Raw genomic sequence first — 18,738 nt, forward strand, 5'->3', positions numbered from 1 at the left:
CAACATTCAGATATTCAACAGGTTTTCAAAAATATTCCAATCAACATCTATTTAGCTTATTCAAATACCCCCCACACCTTGTCCCTAAGAGATTTATTCCTTTTTTTCTGTGCTATTGATCTTTTCACCCTTGTGAAAAGAACGTATCACCTAGGTGAAAAGATCGTTTCACCCTTGTGATACGATCATATCATATAGGTGAAAGGATCAATACCTCGGAAGAGGCGATCTACCTCACCTTTATCTTTTGACCACTAAGATATAGAGTGGACGGTAAGTTAATGTGACCCCACCATCCGCCGAGGGGAATCTCTCTTGATAATCCCGGCAGAAACGTTCCTGTTTTCCCCGTGTCCAGACGCAAGAGGCGTTGGCCGTGACACCCGTGTACTTTAGATGTCTTAGCACCTCCAGCGGGTGCCGGAAGGTCAGGGCGATATTTCCTTCCTCTTCATGGACGATCCGGAAGTAGGTGGATAACCACTCCCTTAATTGTCCGGCGGTAGGATAGGTGAGCCCTTCTCCGGTCAGTTCCTTGATCTCGTGAAGGTTGTCTGGCGTGAAGGTGTTGAAAGCCAGCATGCCTCCGGGCGATAGGGTGGACGATAGCTTATGGAGGAAACGTGGAAGGTCTTTCATCCATTGCAGGGCGGAGGCCGAGGCAATCAAGTCGAACGTGCCGGGAAAAGCCAGTCGCTCGGCATCACCGGCCAAGAATAGAGGAGTGGCGGAAGGAAACAACTCCTCGATGGCGCTTTGCCAAGTCTCGCAAAGATCGTTGAGTACCCATTCCTCGATTTGGCATTCTTGTTTTAATAAACGGGTGAATCCGCCGCTTCCGCAACCGATTTCCAGCACCCTGCGGAAATGAGAGGAGGTGTATACGGTCAATAGCTGTACCAGATGGGCGCATATCCGTTTCTGGGCATCCGCGTGATCGTCGTATGTATTCACCGCTTGGCTGAAACGCCGGCGGATCCGTTCTTGTTCGATTACTTCCATAATTCGTTCCATGATTGATAGTGGTAAAAAGGAAGATGAGGCGCCTTGATCTCTTGGATGGGGCAACGGCCTTGCCAGTAGTTCCGGAGGTTGGTTGCCGGGAATATCTTATCTTCGGTGGATAGGATGGCTTGATCCCAGAAGGCGGATATCCGCGGATCGGCTGATTCGAGCTTTTCCGGGAGGATCTGATTATATAGAGATTCCAGTTCCTCCTTGATCTCCTCCAGCGGACGTGGTGAGAGTTCCGAATAGCGATTGAATGTCTCCTTGTCTCCGCACATCCTGCGGTTAAAGCGACGCATGCCTTCCTCGCTGATATGATGGAGGGTTCCCTCGAAGATCGCGGTCGGGATGCCTAGCGTATCGTGCATGGGAAAAGGGGTACCGTTCAGGGCGGTCGCCGTGGTAAAGGATCGGTGGCCTGCCCAGAGTCGGGTGGCTACCCATACGCCTAGAGACCAAGCGACCAGATGTACCTCTTTATAGGGGGCGAATGTCTCTTCGAATGCGAGCGTCCTGTAATCGTAGGCAATCCATAGGTCTGTCTGCTCCGGTACTTCCAGATGGCGGAAAAGCTCCGGCGAGGTGGACCAGCCGGCGAGACAGAGGATCAGACTAGGGGATAGCTTATTTATTATCTTATCTATATACATACTATCAATTCAATTTATATACATACTATCTATCCAGTTATCTATCCGGGGGTGTAGAGACGGGGCATGTCCCGGTGGGAGACAAGGCACGCCCCGTCTCTACAATCAGTTGATGAATATTTTTTATTGTGAGGTTTGCCGTAAGGGAGAAGCGGATACGGGAGGTACCTTTGGGCACTGTCGGCGGGCGAACGGGGAGGCAGTAGAAGCCTTTTCGTTGTAGCTCTTCCGCTTTCCGTACGCAATCCTCGCTCTCTCCCACAATGAAAGGGATGATGTGGCTTTGGCTGATCTCGCCTCCTTTGCCCGTTAAAGCCTCCGCCAGCAATCGGCTATATGCTAGAAGATTCTCCCGTTCCTTCGTGAACGAGGGGAGTTGCTCCCAGATGAAGGAAGTCCATGCGATTTGGAACGGTGGCAGGGCCGTACTGAATATGAGCGGTCGCATCGTATTGACCAGATATTCCCGTATCGTACGGGAACAAACCAAATAGGCCCCCATAGACGCTAACGCCTTGCCGAAAGTACCGACCAATAGATCGATCTCTTGGATACAACTTTGTTCCTCGGCGATACCTAGCCCCGTCTTTCCACGGGCTCCGATGGCATGAGCCTCGTCTACGTACAATAGGATATTGGGATATTGCCTTTTGATAGCTATCAGGCGGTTTAAATCCGCTACATCCCCGTCCATGCTGAAAATGCTTTCGGTCAAGATGATGATCGTCTCGTATTGACAGGCGTTCTTTTGTACGAGGCGTTCCAGTTGGTCATAGTCGTTGTGGCGGTAACGGAGGAATGGGGAGCCACTCAACAAGATGCCATCGATGATGCTGGCGTGCACCAGCTTGTCGGCGAGTAATAAGGTCTGTTTATCGGTTAAGGCCGGGAGGATTCCGGTGTTGGCATGATAGCCACTATTGAAGATCAATGCGGCTTCCCGGTCGAAGGAGCGGGCGATCTGTTTCTCCAGTTTCGTATAGACGGAGAAATTACCCGTCAGCAAGCGGGATGATGAGGAGGAGTAGGGATAGAAGCGGTCTTGTGTGGATGCTTGAAACTCCTCTTGTAAATCCTGCCGGCTGGCTAATCCAAGATAATCGTTGGAAGAGAGATTCAGCATACGCATTCCCTCTTTTAATATCCATATTCCTTGATGCTCGACTTCCGGTAGGTGCCTAAGATTCCCGGAGGCTCGTAAAGCCGTAAGTTGCTCGTTATATGATTTCATATATCTATATATTACCCGGTTGTAGATATGTTAATTATGCGTTAATACTCTCAATAATCCGGAGGTTAGTCTGGATAGTTCATATGTGGAGATAACGAAAGGAGGCATGAGATAAACCAGCCGTCCGAATGGACGTACCCATATCCCTTCCTCTACGAATTGGCGTTGTAATACCGCCATATCCACCGGATGCTTCATCTCGATCACCCCGATCGCCCCCAATACCCGTACCTCAGCGACTTCAGGCAGCTTGGCGGCTGGCGCTAACTCCGCCCGCAATTGTTCCTCTATAAGCTTCACTTTCTCCTGCCAATGACTGGCGATCAATAAAGAGATCGAGGCCGAAGCGATAGCGCATGCCAAGGGATTTCCCATAAACGTAGGTCCATGCATAAAGCATCCCGCCTCGCCGGAACAGATCGTGTCGGCTATCGGCTTTGTCGTGATCGTGGCGGAAAGCGTAAGATAACCTCCCGTCAATGCCTTTCCGATACACATGATATCGGGTTCGACTCCCGCATGTTCCCATGCGAATAACTTTCCGGTACGTCCGAAGCCTGTCGCTATCTCGTCGAATATCAATAAGACGTTATACCGGTCGCAAAGTTCCCGGGCACGCACGAGAAAAGTGGGGGAGTAGAAATACATGCCTCCTGCCCCCTGTACGACCGGTTCCAAGATCAAGGCGGCGATCTCGTCGGCATGCCGCTCTAGTAAATCCCGCAAGGGAGCCATGGCCTCCTCTCTCCATTCCTCGCCGAATCGGACCGAAGGTTGAGGTATGAAGTATTGGATGGGTAGGCTTCCGGAGAAGATCCCATGCATACCCGTCACCGGATCGCATACCGACATGGCGTGCCAAGTATCCCCGTGATAACCGCTACGGATCGTGGCGAAGGTATGTTTTCCCGGTATGCCTTTGGACTGCCAGTATTGGATCGCCATCTTTAAGGCTACCTCCACGGCTACCGAGCCGCTATCTGCTAGGAATATCTTTTCTAGAGAAGGGGGCAATAGCGGTAGTAATTTAGCGGCCAACTCGACAGCCGGCTCGTGCGTGAATCCCCCGAACATGATATGGCTCATCTTATCCAATTGGGCTTTAGCCGCCGCGTTAAGTACCGGATGGTTGTATCCGTGGACTGCCGCCCACCAAGAAGACATTCCGTCTATTAGCTCCCTGCCGTCCGCAAGGGTTATCGTTACGCCCTCCGCTTTGGATACCGGATAGACGGGAAGTGGATCGATGGTCGAGGTGTAGGGATGCCATAGATGATCCTGGTCGTATTGTAAAAGTTCGGTTGTTGTCATTTTTCCCAATCGGTGTTTTCGGTGAGTGAATAGCCTTCGGAGGTAAATAAGACTTTGTCTTCCTCTACCTTGCTTCCGATAGTCGTTAATAAGTCTCCGATGATCGCGGAGTTAATCCCGATATATAGGGATTTCCGTTGCGTGGCCTCGCTTAATTGTGCCCGTCCGCCGGAGAAACGGAGAAATGCGTTCGGATTGATCAAGCGGAAAAGGGCGATCGTTGTTAGCCATTCCTCTTCTTGTAGGAGCTGTGTATTCTCCATAGGAGTTCCCGGTATCGGCTGTAATAAATTGAGAGGGATGGATAAGATACCTTCTTTCTGTAAGAAACAAGCCATCTCGATTCGTTCCTCCATCGTCTCGCCCATGCCGATAATACCACCGCAGCAGATGCGGAAACCGATTTCTCGGGCGGTATGGATGGTTTCCATTTTCTGCTCGATCGTATGCGTAGAACAGAGCCTGCGGAAATAGGAAGGGGCGGTCTCTATATTGCAGTGATAGTTCTCCACTCCGCTATCGTAAAGCGATTGGAGTTGGGAGCGGGTTAGCAATCCCATGGAGGCACAGCATTTAATATCGCTTTGCCGCTTGATTTGCCGGATCGTATCGGTGATCTGTTCCATTTCTTTGTCCGATACTCGCTTACCGCTAGTCACCAAGGCAAAACGCCGGATGCCCTGTTTCCGGTTATATACCGCATGATAGACACATTCCTTGGCCGGAAGCAAAGGATATAAGTTTACGAGGGTCTTGTAATGTCCCGACTGTGCGCACCATTTGCAATCCTCGCTGCAATTGCCGCTTTTGGCGTTGATGATGGAACAAGTGTCGAACTTATTCCCCATAAAATGGCGGGTGACTTGGTGGGCGGCCTCGTAAAGCGCCTTTTTGTCCGGGTGATTCGCCAAGCTTAAAGCCTGTTCCTCAGTAATCTTCCCACCCTCTAGGATGTACTGCTTTGCTTCTTCTATTGTCATTTTCTCTCATTTAATAATTCCACGTATATATATACCTAGTTGTAGAGACGGGGCGTGCCCCGTCTCATCCCCTCCAAATGGTAACTTAGGGTACGCATTAGTCTGTAGTGAGACGGGGCACGCCCCGTCTCTACAACCGGATGGAAATAAGAAAGGCGGGAAGTATTCTTTCGGATACTTCCCGCCTTTACTATATTATATAATGTATAGTGAGCTACACGATGAGCCGGATGAGCGATCTCACTTGATACCAATACCGGGAGTAATGCCGTAAACAGTCCATGCGATACCGCGAGGCTCCGTTTGTTCTCCTCGGTATTCTCCCTCTCCTCGTTATCCTCTTCGAAAAATCCGTCCGTGAACGTACCGATACCGGTATGTAAAGACTGGTTCTTTTTTTCGAAGCGATCGGCTACGGAAAAGGATAATTGTCCGATCGTAACAGCCCTCTGTATACTGATGAAAGCCGCATACGCCTTCCGGCTCCATCTTCTGAAACGGAGTGCCTGCGAACGATATGTATACGACTTCCTCATCCTCTAATTTTCAATTCTCAATTCTCAATTGTCAAGCCACTTTATCTAGTTTCTTCATGATAGAGAACATGAACAACGCAGACAGTAAGCAAAGAACGATCAACACGCTCCATACCATCCATAATTGCATGCTTCCCCACAAATAACCGATGATAGCGACCAGATAGTTACCGATAGCCGTAGCCACGAACCAACCACCCATCATCATACCTTTGTATTTAGGAGGAGCCACTTTGGATACGAAAGAGATACCCATCGGAGAAAGCAATAATTCGGCGAAGGTCAATACCAGATAAGTCGAGATCAACCAGTTCGGAGAAACCAATACCTGCAATTTGCTATCTGCCGCTAAAGCGTCCGGTGTAGGCAAGCCCATAGAACCGATCGCTAAGATCAAGAAACCGCAAGCGGCGATCATCATACCCAATCCGATCTTACGAGGAGCGGACGGCTCTTTCTTCTTATTAGCCAGATAACCAAAGATCGCCAACGATACCGGAGTCAATACAACCACGAAGAACGGGTTAAATTGCTGGAAGGTCTGCGGAAGGATCGTTACGGTTTCCGGCAGAGCCATATATTTGATACCTAGAGCGGCTAATGCGCCCACGGTCACGATGCTGGCGATCGTCTTACCTTTGCTCGTTGTGGATTGTGCGATAGCGAATCCCCCATACACGGCGATAACCAATAACGTTAAGTTAATCACGTCAAAACCGATACGATCCAACCCGGTCACTTGGTTGGCCGTATAGTCGCGAGCGAAGAACGTCATCGTCAGACCATTCTGATGGAAAGCCATCCAGAAGAACAATACCACGGCGAATACCAGCAGCAAGGCGGTGATACGTTGTTTCGTCTCGGCGGGTGACAATTCCTCTTGCGGAGCGTGGGAAGCCTGTGCCTGTTTGGTGTTGACATCCGCATGCTTAAAGGTAGAGCGGAATCCCATATAGATAGCCATCGATATGATCAATGAGATACAAGCTACGCCGAATCCATAGTTGTATGCCTCGGACAACTTCTCGATATACGTGGAACAGAACGTAGCCATATCGCCGGTGAAACCTTGTGCGCTTTGCAGAGCGGCGAGTGCCTCTTTGTTCTCTGCGGAGATGGTTCCGTTTAAGAATTGGTGAGCGAGTGCCGGAATTTGTGACTCGTAGAAAAGGTTATACTTACCCAACATCCAGTCTGTCATTTTCGTGGCAGCCGTAGGTGCGTACATGGCACCGATATTAATCGCCATATAAAACAAACTAAAGGCTTGGTCACGTTTACTTCTATATTCCGGGGCATCATAAAGATTACCTACCATCACTTGTAAGTTACCTTTAAATAATCCGGTACCGCAAGCGATTAGCGCTAGCGAGCCGAACATCATGATTTTTCCCGAGGCGGCATCTGTTGGGATGGCTAATAAAAGATAACCGACAAACATGATGATGATACCCGAGGTAACCATCTTTCCATAACCGAACTTATCGGCCATCATACCGCCAATCAATGGCATAAAATACACGAACGCTAAGAAGCTAGCGAAAATCGTTGATGTCTCAGCGGCCGTATAGCCGAATTTCGCTTGCAAGAATAATGTGAAAATCGCAAGCATCGTGTAATAACCGAAGCGTTCGCCCGTGTTCGCGAGTGCTAGGGCATAGAGACCTTTAGGTTGTCCTTGTAACATGTGTTTTAGATAATATTAGTTTATACTTATTGAATAATTTGCTTTATGGCGCCGGTTTCCGGATAGAAAAGAACTTTGACGGGGGCTTTCTTATCCTCAAACATAACAGGGGCTAATCCTTCCCGTGTTCCGAATTGAGTGATTTGGGCCTCTCCTTTGTAGAGTGTTTTTTTGTTCATTAGTATTTCTATGCTGGCTTTTCCCGGAACATTGTAGACGATTCCTTTCAATGATTTGTCTTTCTTCTCGGCTTCCTTGGCATCAAGGATCGGAGCTCTTTCTGTCGCTTTCAAGTTCATATAGACAGGGGTACCGCCCAAATCGTCAGCGTCTACGATACCTAGCTGCTTGGAGAAACGGAACAATACTTCTTTGTCTAGGTTGTCGTGAGGGATAATGCTTACCTCATAATGCTCGGTTTCTTTGGTCAAGATTCCGGTGAATAGGTTTGTTAATGCTTTTTCTTGCTCCTCCAATTGCTGGATCACCAGTTTCATGGCTTCACCATCGGGGGGTAAATTATCCGCCTCGCCGGTCAAGATGTTCAAACGGCTTTCCCGGATACGGTAAATTTGTTTAGCGGCCACCTCCGCTTGTTTGGCGGTGGAGCCTGCCATTAGTAATTCCTCCGAGAAAACGGAAGTGTCTGTCACTTTTTGTTGGGAGCCTTTATTTTTCTTTGCGGCATCTAGCTCGGATTCAACCGGTGTATATTCTGCGTTTATCGAGCATAATAATCCATCTTCGGTAAGATAAGCGTAAGGGGCGACCGTACCTTGCTTGAATTCTACGATATAGGTATTATCCGCATCGGGTAATCCCCGGTTGATCAGACTGATTTTTCCGAGGTCGAAATAAACCTTGTCTTCCGTGACTGCATCCTTTACGCCTAGATACTTCTCTGCATATTGGTAGTAAGGCCCGGCTTTGCAAGTTACTTTCGTCACTTCGGCGTCTACGACTAGCGAGGTCTTGGGCAACGAGTAGGTGATTCCGAAATTATTTGCTTTTACGGCGTTCTTTTTTACCACCTTGGTTTGTGCCATAAGCGGCATTCCGAGGAGTAAACTAGCTATAATGATTATATTCTTCATATCCCAGTTTATTTTAATTCTGTAATATTATTGCGCAAAACTAGGAAATATTTTGCTTAAAACCAATTGGAAGCATTCTTATTGCATGAAAATCCCGGACAACGTTAAGAATTTCTAGATTCGTATTGTTCGGGATTCTGAGGATGTCCGGGGAGAAAGCTTAAAATAGCACGTCTATATAGATCGGCAGGTGATCGGACGACTGGATATCGATCACTTGGTCGTTGATAATCCTAAATTCATGCTTTAGGTCGCCGAAGATATAATCTAAACGCAAGCGGGGATGATCCGAGGGGTAGGTCTCTAACGTAGGGTCGGATAAGAGCCTCCACGTTTGTTTCATCGCCTTGAATTCTTTAGAGTCTGGCTCCATGTTGAAGTCTCCGGTGATCAGGATTGGTTTGTTTTCTCTTTTCATCGTCTCATTGATGAGTCGTATAGAGGCCAGGCGAGAGTCTGGGTCGAGCGAGAAATGTGTGTTACACAAGGTATAGTTCGGATATTCGAGACAAAGAAAGGTACGTGGCTCTTCCTTTCCCGGCAGGGGTATGTATTGGTAGCTGCGAGGTTTCTTGCGGGAGAGTGCGGCGATTCCGTATAATCCCTTAGAACGTTCTGTGGCGGGTGCGAAGATTGGATACATGCCGGTCAACCGTGCCAATTCTGCATATTGGTTGATCCATCCAGAGCGTTCGCATACACTGTCCACCTCTTGTAGCCCGACATAGTCCGGCTGGACCTTGTTGATCACTTCAGCGATTCGCTTCAAATTGGTCTGTTGGTCCATACCGATCCCGATGCGGATGTTGTAGCTCATGATTCTTAACGATTGTCGTGTCTTGCATAGGCCACTTCCCAAATTTAGGAGGGCGATGGTTAGGAGAAATAAGATTCGTTTCATGGATTTCTAAGGTATTTCGTGAATAGAAACCCCCGCAGACGACAAGAAAGGACTGTCTGCGGGGGGCTACAGTTATAAAAATTGAAGATTAATAATTATCGTTCTGTGTTAATGCGCCTCCTACATAGTCGATCTCGCTTTGTGGAATCGGGTAGGGGTATGTCTTATCGGTGACGAGTGTCCCGGCACCGGAATACTTGCCCTCATCAGTCTTGCCGAATTTCTGCATCGTAGATACGAAGGTGCCCCAGCGAATTAAGTCGTAGAAGCGTAATCCCTCGCCTGCAAGTTCGATACGGCGTTCGTGGCGAACGGCGGCACGCAGATCATCGGAAGCTTTCACTTTATACTTAGCGTTGAAAGTATCCTCGGTCACTCGATCGCTCTCCTTGAGATTGAACTTACGGTATTTTGCGTAGCTATCTGTCAAGGAGGTTGTCACGAAGGCACGGTAACGTACTTGGTTGATCAGGTCGGCCGCCAGTTGTTTGTCGCCACCCGTCTCGATCAGGCACTCAGCGTACATCAGCAATACATCGGCATAGCGGATGTGATAGTGGGTCCAATCCGTGTTCAATAAATCGTTTAGTGGCCGTCTGGAGAAGTCTGGATACTGCTTGCGGCTGTGTTGCTGTGGGAAATTGTCGTAGCCGGAATAGTCGTGTACCTCTTCGGAACCATCGTTCTTGACGAATATATCGCCGGATGACAATACCGTGTGTACCAAGCGTGGATCGCCTACCTCATATTCGTCTACCAAATCCTTCGTCGGACACTCGCCGCCCCATCCGCCGGCAATACCGCGACCGACATTCATTTGTGGACAAACGCTACCGCCAGTGTAGCTAGGAATGTAAGAGCGCAGGGTGATGAAGACGGACTCTTTTGACATATAGCCCTCTGTGGCGCTATTGAATAGCTTCTCGTAGTCATCTACTAATTCATAGCTTCCGGATTCGACAACTGCCTTCAGGTCTTTCAGAGCCTCTCCGTAGTTGCCGTAGAACATCAATACCCTAGCACGGAAAGCCATGGCGGCCTCTTTGGTGATTCGCCCAATCTCGCTGGTCGGAAGGCTTTTTGCATTAGGTAGATTAGGTTCGGCGATTGCGGTGTTCAGGTCTTTCAGGATAAAGTTCATGACCTCCTCTTTGCTGGATTTCGTGATTGTACTTTTGTCGACGACTTCCAGGGGCTTGTCAAGTAGTGGAATATTCTGGAAGATTGTAGCTAGGTCGTAGTAATAGAACGCACGCATGAATTGAGCCTCTGCGATCCATCGCTGTTTGGTTTCTGTGCTGACCAAGCCTCCGGCATCATCGATCAATTCTGATTCAGGTGTGATTAGCGATAGGAATACGTTGCAGGCTGAGATCGCTGTTTGGTAGCGATGAGTCCAAAGGTCGGACAAGACTTGATTAGTCGCCATTGGTGTTCCGCGGGCGATTTCCGTGATACGAACGCGGTCTCCTGCATCAGAGCCGCCTTTGGAGCAGTCGTCGCTCAATTGATCTCCCATGACAAATTTCATGTCCTGATAGTTCCAGCTATCCTGTAAGGGCTGATAGCAATTGACCAAAAGTTTGTAGCCGGCATCCTTGGTACTCAGATAAGTTACCTCATCCAATGTTCCCAATGGCGGGCGGTCTAGAAAGTCGCTGTTACAGCTTGTCGTAAGGGCACCAACGCATGCGATCGATACAAGTAATTTCCCTATGTTAACTATAGATTTCATAATAATTCATTTTAAGATTATAATTTCAAACTAAGACCGAACATGAATGTACGCGGTTGCGGATAGAATCCCATATCACAGCCTTTGTAAAGAGGCGAGTTATTGATCTCTCCGATCTCAGGATCTAGTCCGGAATAACCGGTGATCGTGAATAAGTTCTGTGCGGCAACAAAGAAACGAAGGTTGTTGATCGTGATCTTCTTAGTCCATTCGGACGGAAGCGTATAACCGATTGTCAGGTTCTTCAAACGAACATAAGAACCGTTTTCCACATACCAATCGGACATCTCCAAGTTCATGCGGCTATCCGCATCGATTGCGAAGTTCTCGTTTGTACTACCTGGTCCGTTCCAGTAGGTTGTTAATATATCCTTCGGAGCATTGTACCAACCGGTACCTGAATAGATGTCATATTTCAATATGTTTAAGATGTCGTTGCCGACTGATCCTTGGAAGAAGGCGGAAATGTCGAATCCTTTCCATTCTGCGCCTAAGGTCAAACCAAAGGTGAAGTCTGGATGAGGATTTCCTGTCATCGTGCGGTCTTCGTCGTCTAGTTTACCATCTTTGTTCAAATCTTGGAACTTTAAGTCGCCCGGCTTTGCGTTTGGCATTACCATTTGACCGTTGTTCTTGTAGTTGTCGATCTCTTCTTGGGTCTGGAAGACACCATCGGTTTTATATCCGTAGAAATAACCGATCGGTTGTCCTGGCTCTGTCATCGTATAGGAGAAGTATCCTAGATGGATGCCTTTACCCGGAATATTCGCTCCACTGCCTAGGCTTTTTACCTTATTTTTATAGGTGGATACGTTTCCGTTGATATGATATTGGAAGTCGTTCCCGATCTTACCGTCGTATCCTAGCGTTACTTCAAAACCTTTATTGCTTACGCTACCGGCATTCATCCACGGCGTGTTGGGGAATCCTAGTGAACTGGGCACGGGTACTTGCACCAACATATCACTTGTCTGACGGTCAAAGTAGTCGAAGGTTGCTCTCAAGGAACCTTGGAAAAAGGCCAAATCCAATCCGAAGTCCAGTTGGCGAGTAGTCTCCCATTTCAGATCCGGATTACCCACCTGCGTACGTCCGGCATACAAGTTCGTCTGATACGGATTACCGAAGAGGTAGTAGCTACCATTTCCGAATGTATTCATATAGGCTCCGGAGGAGATAGTCTGGTTACCGATCTCACCCCAAGCTGCTCTTAACTTACCTTGTGACAGCCACTCAAGGTTATTCATGAAGCTCTCTTCCGAGAAATTCCAACCGGCGGATACGGAGGGGAAGCAACCCCAGCGATTACCATCCGCAAATTTAGAGGATCCATCCCAACGGATATTGGCTGTGATCATATAACGGTTGTCAAAGGAATAAAATACACGACCGAAATAAGAATTCAGCGTACTTGTGGCGTAGTAGCCTGATGCGGCGGGATTCATGGTACCGGCGTTGATGATCTGCTGGTTCGGGTTGTTGTTGACCTGTCCTTCTTTATAGGCGTAGATCTCCTCGTAGCGTTCTTTCTCCGCGGAGGTACCGACCATGGCTGTTACCGCATGTTTGTCGAATTTTTGATTGTAAGTTAGGTAATTGTCAAATACCCAGTAATCTTTATTCGCAACGCTCCGACTGGCGCCCGCATAAGTGGAGTACTCATCTCCATCCAGATAGTAAGAAGGACGGAAAGAGTCGCTTTGGTTACGGACTAAGTCAAGAGCGATACTGGATTTGAAGGTCAAGAAGGGTAACAACTTGACTTCGCCGGAGATATTACTTTTCGTGGCGATCCCGTGCCATTGATTTAATGCGGAGCGGTCTACCTGTCCAACCGTGTTCGGTTTGTTTGAGTAAATCACGCCTGTATAGCGAGACCAAGGATTGGTCGGCTCATAACCACCCATAATCCGGTTTTGCAAGAAATCTGGGATATCCACTAGGTTGTCGCGATATACCGGAGTGATTGGGTCTGCCGCAAGGGTACTGAACACGGTTGCTGTGTAAGAGTTATTCTCATCTAGGTTGCGTCTGGATTCGTACGTGACGTTCACATTTGCGGAGAGGTTCAACCACTTGGTTACCTCAGAGTCTACGTTCAACCGACCGGAGAGGCGTTCATAGTCGGAACCTTTCAAGATTCCTTGTTGATCCATATAGCCAAAGCTAGCACGGTATCTGAGTTTCTTCATACCTCCGGAGAAAGCTAGGTTGTAATTCTGACTGATAGCTTCCTTGGGTTTACGGGTACTCTCTTTCCACCAATCCGTACCGGATCGTCCTCCGTTTTTCCCTAGGAAAGTAAGGATCTGCTCTCGCTTCTCTGATGTGGCGAAATCATCGATCAAGGCTTTCCCGGATGCGGCGTAAGCCCGGTTCTTATATTCCATGAAACCTTCGGCGTCTAGCATGTCATACGTTTTCACTACATCTTGGAAACCAATGTTCATATCAAACTCGATGTTGCTTCGGTAACTCTCGCCGGAAGCTCCTCGCTTTGTGGATACTAGGATCACACCGTTGGCAGCACGGGCACCATAGATTGCTTGTGCGGAAGCGTCTTTCAATACCTCTATGCTCTCGATATCACGGGCATTTAACCAACCGATATCACCTTGAGGTAGACCATCTACTACATACAACGGATCATTATTATTGATAGTACCGACACCACGGATACGGACATTACCGAGTGAACCTGGGCTACCGGAACTAGATGTTATGGTTACACCGGCTGCTTTTCCTTGCAAGGCGTCGGCGGCGCTGCGAAGCGGTAGGTTCGAGATCTCGTCTCCTTTTACTTGAGAAACAGCTCCGGTTAAATCTCTTTTCTTGAAGGAACCGTAACCAACAACTACTACCTCATCCAACTTTTGAGTATCTTCCGCTAAAGTGACGTTGAGGTTACTTTTATTGCCTACGTTGATACTTTGTTGGAGATAGCCGATGTATGAGAATTCAACGGTAGCGTTGGAGGGAACATTCTCTAGAATGTAGTTTCCGTCCATATCGGTCATAGATCCGATTGTCGTACCTTTCACTACAACGTTTACTCCGATCAGAGGCTCCCCATCTTGTCCTACTACTTGTCCGGTTAGCCGTTTGCGATTTTGGTTGGTGGATGGCAACTCCGTATCTTTCATGGTCTTGTTGGTAAGTACTACGTGATTCTTGACGATCTTATACGTAATATCCGTACCTCTAAAGACATTGTTTAATACTTGTTCTATGGATTCTTCATGGATACTGACATCAACCCGTTTATTCAAATTGATTTGATTGTCATTATAAAAGAATTTATATTCACTTTGGTCTTCAATCGCCTTAAAAACTTCAGTGATAGTTCCTTTTGTGATATTTAAGGATATAATTTGTGCTGATGCCGCTACTGTGTACGGCTGGAAAAAGGTTAAGCACAAACCTAAAAATAATGATTTTTTCAGGGTTCTGTAATTAGTTCTACCGGAACCATTGACATTCCCCGATATGAAATATCAGAGATGGATAAACAAGAGGCTGTGGAAGATAATGATCCTTATTCGATACTTAGTATTTTTGAAATAGAACGAATCACGGAAAATACGATAGAGGAATTACCAGATCAATGTAAATCCATTTTTAAATTGAGTCGTATAAATGGACTCAAGAACCAAGAGATCGCAGATAAATTGGATATCTCCGTCCGTACAGTGGAAACACAGATATATAGAGCCCTTAAGATTTTGAAAAGTAGATTGAAAGATTATCTGGTTTCTTGAAAAAATATAATACAAAAATCTATCAATCTTGTAAGTAGCACATCGTTTTGAAGTGTCATACATATAGAATCGAGAAAAAACAATGAAAGAATATATAAAAAATATAATTGCGGAAAGTCTCAAAGACGAAGTAGATGTTGATAGGGAGTGGGAGCGTTTGTTTTCATCCATAGAGAAAAAAACTATTACCAAAATGAAAACAAGAAGGCTATTCCTTCAGTACATGAAATATGCCGCTGCCGTGGTTTTGGGCATAGGTATTTCACTATCAACGTTGTATCTTACGAATCAAGAGAACTTATCGACAGTTGGAAATTATAAATTAGTAACGAGCAAAGGAGAGAAGAGCTATTTGCAATTACCGGATGGTACGAGGGTTTGGCTTAACTCTTGTACAACTCTAGAATATGCGGAGAACTACGGCCATTCCAATCGTAGCATTTATTTGGATGGAGAAGCTTATTTTGAAGTCGCAAAGAATAAAGACTTACCATTTGTTGTAAAGGCAAACGGTATCGATGTGAAAGCGATTGGTACGGCCTTTAATGTTTCCGCTTATATGGAAGACTCGCAACTAACCACAACCTTGTTCAATGGCAAGGTCGCCGTACAACCTACGTTGACTAAACAAGAGGTCTTACTTGAGCCTAACCAAGTGGCGGTTTATGATAAAAGTAGAAATAAGATAGAAGTAGTGCCTTACGATAAGAAACTATTCGCTCAATGGAGAGGAGGTTTCTTGTCTTTTGAAATGATGTATCTGCAAGATATAACAAAGTTGTTGGAAAGGAACTATAACGTTGTATTTCGTTATGAAAATCAAGGGATAAAAAAATTAAGGTTTAGCGGAAGTTTCCGTAACAACGAAGATTTATCGGAGATTCTCAATGTGATAAAGACGAATACGGGCATTCGCTATCAAATACTGAAAGATACTATAGTAATCAAATAATAAATCATTGAATTATTAATCTTAAAAACAGTCTTGCTTATGAGAAATGGATGATTTTTAGTGTAATACGGATAAAAACGTAACATTGTTAGATCTTATTATTAATCTTAAATTTATTAATTATGGCTAATCAGATAGGGAGTTCCGGTAGAACGAAGGTAATTGAGGCATTCGTTCTGTATAGCCCTGTATAAATAAGCGTTTAAAGACGTGTGAATATCGATGTTCTCACGCTTTTCCCAGAAGCGGAGGAAGACGTTTTGTAAGATGTCTTTTGCGTCTTCCGGGTCGGGGATAAATTTTCGGCAATGTATATAAAGTTGGAGATAAACAGACTTGAACAGGGTATTAAAGGCGGCTATATCTCCTTGTTTGATCAATTCGATTATTTTGTTGTCAGATGCCATTTTATTCCCGTGTATTATTAGAAAGGTGGAGCGTATAGGCAAGGAGAACATTCCTTGGGCCTATACGCTTACTGCCTGTCAATTAATGCTAACCCTATTATAAGATTTCGTTTGCGGTTTTATTGAAATATTGGATACATTCTTTAATATCCGGTACTGAGTTTTCCCAGTTGTATTCATACTCGATAGAGAATACTCCCTTGAAATTCTGGGATTTGAGTTCTTTCAACATTTCCTTTACATCTAGGATGCCTGTGCCCCAGATCACGTCGTGCTGCTCATTCTCTCCTGCTTTTTTCGGGGCGATATCCTTGAAATGCAAAGAGATGATTCGACCTTTGAGTTGCTTTAAGCAATCAATCTGGTTTAGCCCCTCCCGACGCCAATGCCCCACATCTGAACAAGAACCTAGCAAGTGGCTGCGTCCGGAAATGGCTTTCAACAAGTTCTCCGGTTTCCAATACTCGGAAGGCTGCGGGTGATTATGGACGGAGATCTTAATGTTGTATTGCTTGGACAATTTTTCTACCAGGTCCCAATCGCTTAAAGCCGGTTCGCAAGTAATGAACTCTAGGTCCATCGCTTTCGCGAATTTGAACATCTTTTCCCAATCGGACGACTTTTCGGCTACATACACCCCGGTTCCTACGATCTTGATACCTTTGGATGCCGCAAGCTCCTTGATCTCTTTCTGAGTTTGTGCATCGAGGTTAAAATCGAATACTTTATCTCCCCATTTACCACCGAGCTTATGGCCGGGATAAATCTCGATGTATTTCAATCCCAGTTCTTGTGTCTTATCGAGAGCTTCCGTCAAAGGGAACAGGTGGAAACTATAGGATTGCATCCCTAGACGCCATCCGTTCTTCTCGGCCTTCGTTTGCGCTTCGGTTGGAATAGCCAATAGGCAGCAAACGATCGCTATCATTATTTTATAGATATGTCTTATCATATTCGGTTGTTATTAAAAGGTTTATCTTGGCATATCCGGCAGAGAGAAACCGTTGTTATACGTATGCTTGATCCATTCGTTGGCCATCTCTGCGGCGTTAAACTCGGCGAAGCGACGGTCGAAACGCGGATCTCCGTCAATTACCTTGAAATCATCCACCGTGACGATCTTGATCTTATCGTTCGGGGAGATGTTCGTAAACCGCATATTCTCTCCATCCCATTGCAACTCACGATGCAAACCTTGCAGTCCGGAGAGGCGAACGGCCAAGACTCCCATCACGACCATCTCGTTGAACGGACCGGAGAACTGGAAGTTGGATGAGGCTTCCGTACGATTTTCCGGGGATTCCTTACATGCACGGATCCAGTCTTGCTCATGGGCGTTGGTAGACCATATGTCTCCATTGCCGCCTTTCACTCTCGGGATCGTAGGTTTGGGCTGGTTGAAATGCTCCATGTCGGAAACCGGTAATAAGGTCGGGTTCATTCCGTAACAGCCTGTCATGATCTTTCCTTTCGTTCCGATGAAGATGATACCGCCGTTCTCGTCGCCCATCATCTGCCCGTCTTTCAATTCTTCCGGACGGGGAGGCATCAAGCCACCATCGTACCAATAGACTTTTACTTCCGGCATCTTGACATTTCCTTTGGGCGGACGTGCGGGGAATGTATACGTTACGATCTGTGCGTGAGGAGGGGAGTACAGATTACTCAAAGTCGAGCTGCCGATTACGCTGGTCGGATATTTTAAGTCGAGTGCCCAATACAACGGGTCCATGATATGGCAAGCCATATCGCCCAAGGCTCCGGTTCCGAAGTCCCACCATCCACGCCAGTTCCAAGGGGTATAGACCGGATTATAAGGCCGCTTTTGAGCCGGGCCGATCCATAAATCCCAATCCAGTGTCTTCGGGCACTTCGGGGTATCGTTCGGCTTCATCAAGCCTTGGGGCCAGATGGGGCGGTCTGTCCAACAATGTACCTCATATACATCGCCGATTACGCCAGACTGTATCCACTCCGCGATCTGCCGGCACCAGTCGAATGAGTTACCTTGGTTACCCATTTGGGTGGCTACCTTATATTTCTTCGCCAGTTTGGTAAGCAAACGCGATTCGTAAACGGAGTGGGTAAGCGGTTTTTGCGTATAGCAATGCTTGCCTAGCGTGATTGCGTGGGCGGTCACGCCGGCATGTGTATGGTCTGGGGTGGCTACCATAATCGCGTCGATGGATTTACCCATCTCATCGAACATGACACGCCAGTCTTTAAAGCGTTTAGCCTTCGGATAGTCCTTGAAGGTCTTGTCCGCATAGTGCCAATCTACATCGCATAAAGCTACGATATTCTCCGTGTTCATGTTGGCGAGGTTACGACGTCCCATACCGCCGACACCGATACCCGCGATATTCAGTTTGTCACTAGGAGCTGTATAGCCAAAGGATTTACCGAGCACGGAACCCGGAACGATCGTTAGTCCGGCTGCCGCTACGGCTCCGGTCTTGAGGAAACTTCTTCTCGAAATGTTTTTCAT

17 protein-coding genes are annotated in these 18,738 nt (G+C 46.9%); 3 read left to right on the forward strand and 14 right to left on the reverse strand.

What is annotated here, in order from left to right; genetic code table 11:
- The coding region (locus tag D7V92_RS22530) for a hypothetical protein (RefSeq protein ID WP_233572869.1) at positions 1-180 on the forward strand (180 nt) is incomplete at its 5' end.
- 60 nt (positions 181-240) lie between these two features.
- On the opposite strand, the gene bioC is transcribed toward D7V92_RS22530, so the two are convergent.
- The 11 genes from bioC to D7V92_RS16575 form a co-directional block, all read right to left on the reverse strand.
- Positions 241-1,002 carry a malonyl-ACP O-methyltransferase BioC gene (bioC, locus tag D7V92_RS16525; RefSeq protein WP_034527241.1) on the reverse strand — a complete coding sequence of 254 codons (762 nt, stop codon included), beginning with the start codon at positions 1,000-1,002 and terminating at the stop codon, positions 241-243.
- Complete coding sequence (locus tag D7V92_RS16530) at positions 993-1,658, reverse strand: DUF452 family protein (protein ID WP_121773334.1); 666 nt, start codon at positions 1,656-1,658, stop codon at positions 993-995. The genes bioC and D7V92_RS16530 overlap by 10 nt, the downstream gene beginning before the upstream one ends.
- 37 nt (positions 1,659-1,695) lie before the next feature.
- Positions 1,696-2,889, reverse strand: a complete 1,194-nt coding sequence (locus tag D7V92_RS16535) for an 8-amino-7-oxononanoate synthase (RefSeq protein WP_011966631.1) — start codon at positions 2,887-2,889, stop codon at positions 1,696-1,698.
- A 30-nt stretch (positions 2,890-2,919) separates the two neighbouring features.
- Positions 2,920-4,200: an adenosylmethionine--8-amino-7-oxononanoate transaminase gene (bioA, locus tag D7V92_RS16540; RefSeq protein ID WP_121773335.1), complete on the reverse strand. Its 1,281-nt coding sequence runs from the start codon at positions 4,198-4,200 to the stop codon at positions 2,920-2,922.
- Positions 4,197-5,180, reverse strand: coding sequence for a biotin synthase BioB (gene bioB / locus D7V92_RS16545; protein ID WP_121773336.1), 984 nt, complete (start codon positions 5,178-5,180; stop codon positions 4,197-4,199). The genes bioA and bioB overlap by 4 nt, the downstream gene beginning before the upstream one ends.
- Before the next feature lie 35 nt (positions 5,181-5,215).
- A complete protein-coding gene (locus D7V92_RS16550) occupies positions 5,216-5,716 on the reverse strand; it encodes a hypothetical protein (RefSeq protein WP_233572870.1) in 501 nt (166 codons plus the stop codon).
- A gap of 31 nt (positions 5,717-5,747) precedes the next feature.
- Complete coding sequence (locus D7V92_RS16555) at positions 5,748-7,403, reverse strand: peptide MFS transporter (RefSeq protein WP_057326691.1); 1,656 nt, start codon at positions 7,401-7,403, stop codon at positions 5,748-5,750.
- A gap of 26 nt (positions 7,404-7,429) precedes the next feature.
- Positions 7,430-8,497: a DUF4831 family protein gene (locus D7V92_RS16560; protein ID WP_121773337.1), complete on the reverse strand. Its 1,068-nt coding sequence runs from the start codon at positions 8,495-8,497 to the stop codon at positions 7,430-7,432.
- 160 nt (positions 8,498-8,657) lie between these two features.
- On the reverse strand, positions 8,658-9,398 hold the full coding sequence (locus D7V92_RS16565; protein WP_036651545.1) for an endonuclease/exonuclease/phosphatase family protein: 741 nt from the start codon (positions 9,396-9,398) through the stop codon (positions 8,658-8,660).
- Positions 9,399-9,486: 88 nt separating this feature from the next.
- On the reverse strand, positions 9,487-11,133 hold the full coding sequence (locus tag D7V92_RS16570) for a RagB/SusD family nutrient uptake outer membrane protein (RefSeq protein ID WP_036612951.1): 1,647 nt from the start codon (positions 11,131-11,133) through the stop codon (positions 9,487-9,489).
- Positions 11,134-11,150: 17 nt separating this feature from the next.
- On the reverse strand, positions 11,151-14,552 hold the full coding sequence (locus D7V92_RS16575) for a TonB-dependent receptor (RefSeq protein WP_121773338.1): 3,402 nt from the start codon (positions 14,550-14,552) through the stop codon (positions 11,151-11,153).
- An 81-nt stretch (positions 14,553-14,633) separates the two neighbouring features.
- Here D7V92_RS16575 and D7V92_RS16580 point away from each other — a divergent pair, with 81 nt between their 5' ends.
- A complete protein-coding gene (locus D7V92_RS16580) occupies positions 14,634-14,891 on the forward strand; it encodes a sigma-70 family RNA polymerase sigma factor (protein WP_005854787.1) in 258 nt (85 codons plus the stop codon).
- 82 nt (positions 14,892-14,973) lie between these two features.
- A complete protein-coding gene (locus D7V92_RS16585) occupies positions 14,974-15,843 on the forward strand; it encodes a FecR family protein (RefSeq protein WP_057319807.1) in 870 nt (289 codons plus the stop codon).
- Between the two features lie 116 nt (positions 15,844-15,959).
- Here D7V92_RS16585 and D7V92_RS16590 read toward each other — a convergent pair whose 3' ends face one another.
- From D7V92_RS16590 to D7V92_RS16600, 3 genes are all read right to left on the reverse strand, one after another.
- Positions 15,960-16,250, reverse strand: a complete 291-nt coding sequence (locus D7V92_RS16590) for an RNA polymerase sigma factor (protein ID WP_008778163.1) — start codon at positions 16,248-16,250, stop codon at positions 15,960-15,962.
- A gap of 97 nt (positions 16,251-16,347) precedes the next feature.
- The gene (locus D7V92_RS16595) at positions 16,348-17,202 is read right to left on the reverse strand and encodes a sugar phosphate isomerase/epimerase (protein WP_048927651.1); all 855 of its coding nucleotides are present in this window, start codon (positions 17,200-17,202) and stop codon (positions 16,348-16,350) included.
- Positions 17,203-17,223: 21 nt separating this feature from the next.
- A complete protein-coding gene (locus D7V92_RS16600; RefSeq protein WP_005854795.1) occupies positions 17,224-18,738 on the reverse strand; it encodes a Gfo/Idh/MocA family oxidoreductase in 1,515 nt (504 codons plus the stop codon).

This window comes from Parabacteroides sp. CH2-D42-20 (assembly GCF_003670185.1).
Taxonomy (GTDB): domain Bacteria; phylum Bacteroidota; class Bacteroidia; order Bacteroidales; family Tannerellaceae; genus Parabacteroides; species Parabacteroides distasonis.

What these genes read in the sequence shown, in the direction of transcription:
- bioC (WP_034527241.1), bottom strand. Translation starts at nt 1,002, where the DNA reads ATGGAAGTAATCGAACAAGAACGGATCCGCCGGCGTTTCAGCCAAGCG.
- D7V92_RS16530 (WP_121773334.1), bottom strand. Translation starts at nt 1,658, where the DNA reads ATGTATATAGATAAGATAATAAATAAGCTATCCCCTAGTCTGATCCTC.
- D7V92_RS16535 (WP_011966631.1), bottom strand. Translation starts at nt 2,889, where the DNA reads ATGAAATCATATAACGAGCAACTTACGGCTTTACGAGCCTCCGGGAAT.
- bioA (WP_121773335.1), bottom strand. Translation starts at nt 4,200, where the DNA reads ATGACAACAACCGAACTTTTACAATACGACCAGGATCATCTATGGCAT.
- bioB (WP_121773336.1), bottom strand. Translation starts at nt 5,180, where the DNA reads ATGACAATAGAAGAAGCAAAGCAGTACATCCTAGAGGGTGGGAAGATT.
- D7V92_RS16550 (WP_233572870.1), bottom strand. Translation starts at nt 5,716, where the DNA reads ATGAGGAAGTCGTATACATATCGTTCGCAGGCACTCCGTTTCAGAAGA.
- D7V92_RS16555 (WP_057326691.1), bottom strand. Translation starts at nt 7,403, where the DNA reads ATGTTACAAGGACAACCTAAAGGTCTCTATGCCCTAGCACTCGCGAAC.
- D7V92_RS16560 (WP_121773337.1), bottom strand. Translation starts at nt 8,497, where the DNA reads ATGAAGAATATAATCATTATAGCTAGTTTACTCCTCGGAATGCCGCTT.
- D7V92_RS16565 (WP_036651545.1), bottom strand. Translation starts at nt 9,398, where the DNA reads ATGAAACGAATCTTATTTCTCCTAACCATCGCCCTCCTAAATTTGGGA.
- D7V92_RS16570 (WP_036612951.1), bottom strand. Translation starts at nt 11,133, where the DNA reads ATGAAATCTATAGTTAACATAGGGAAATTACTTGTATCGATCGCATGC.
- D7V92_RS16580 (WP_005854787.1), top strand. Translation starts at nt 14,634, where the DNA reads ATGGATAAACAAGAGGCTGTGGAAGATAATGATCCTTATTCGATACTT.
- D7V92_RS16585 (WP_057319807.1), top strand. Translation starts at nt 14,974, where the DNA reads ATGAAAGAATATATAAAAAATATAATTGCGGAAAGTCTCAAAGACGAA.
- D7V92_RS16590 (WP_008778163.1), bottom strand. Translation starts at nt 16,250, where the DNA reads ATGGCATCTGACAACAAAATAATCGAATTGATCAAACAAGGAGATATA.
- D7V92_RS16595 (WP_048927651.1), bottom strand. Translation starts at nt 17,202, where the DNA reads ATGATAAGACATATCTATAAAATAATGATAGCGATCGTTTGCTGCCTA.
- D7V92_RS16600 (WP_005854795.1), bottom strand. Translation starts at nt 18,738, where the DNA reads ATGAAAAACATTTCGAGAAGAAGTTTCCTCAAGACCGGAGCCGTAGCG.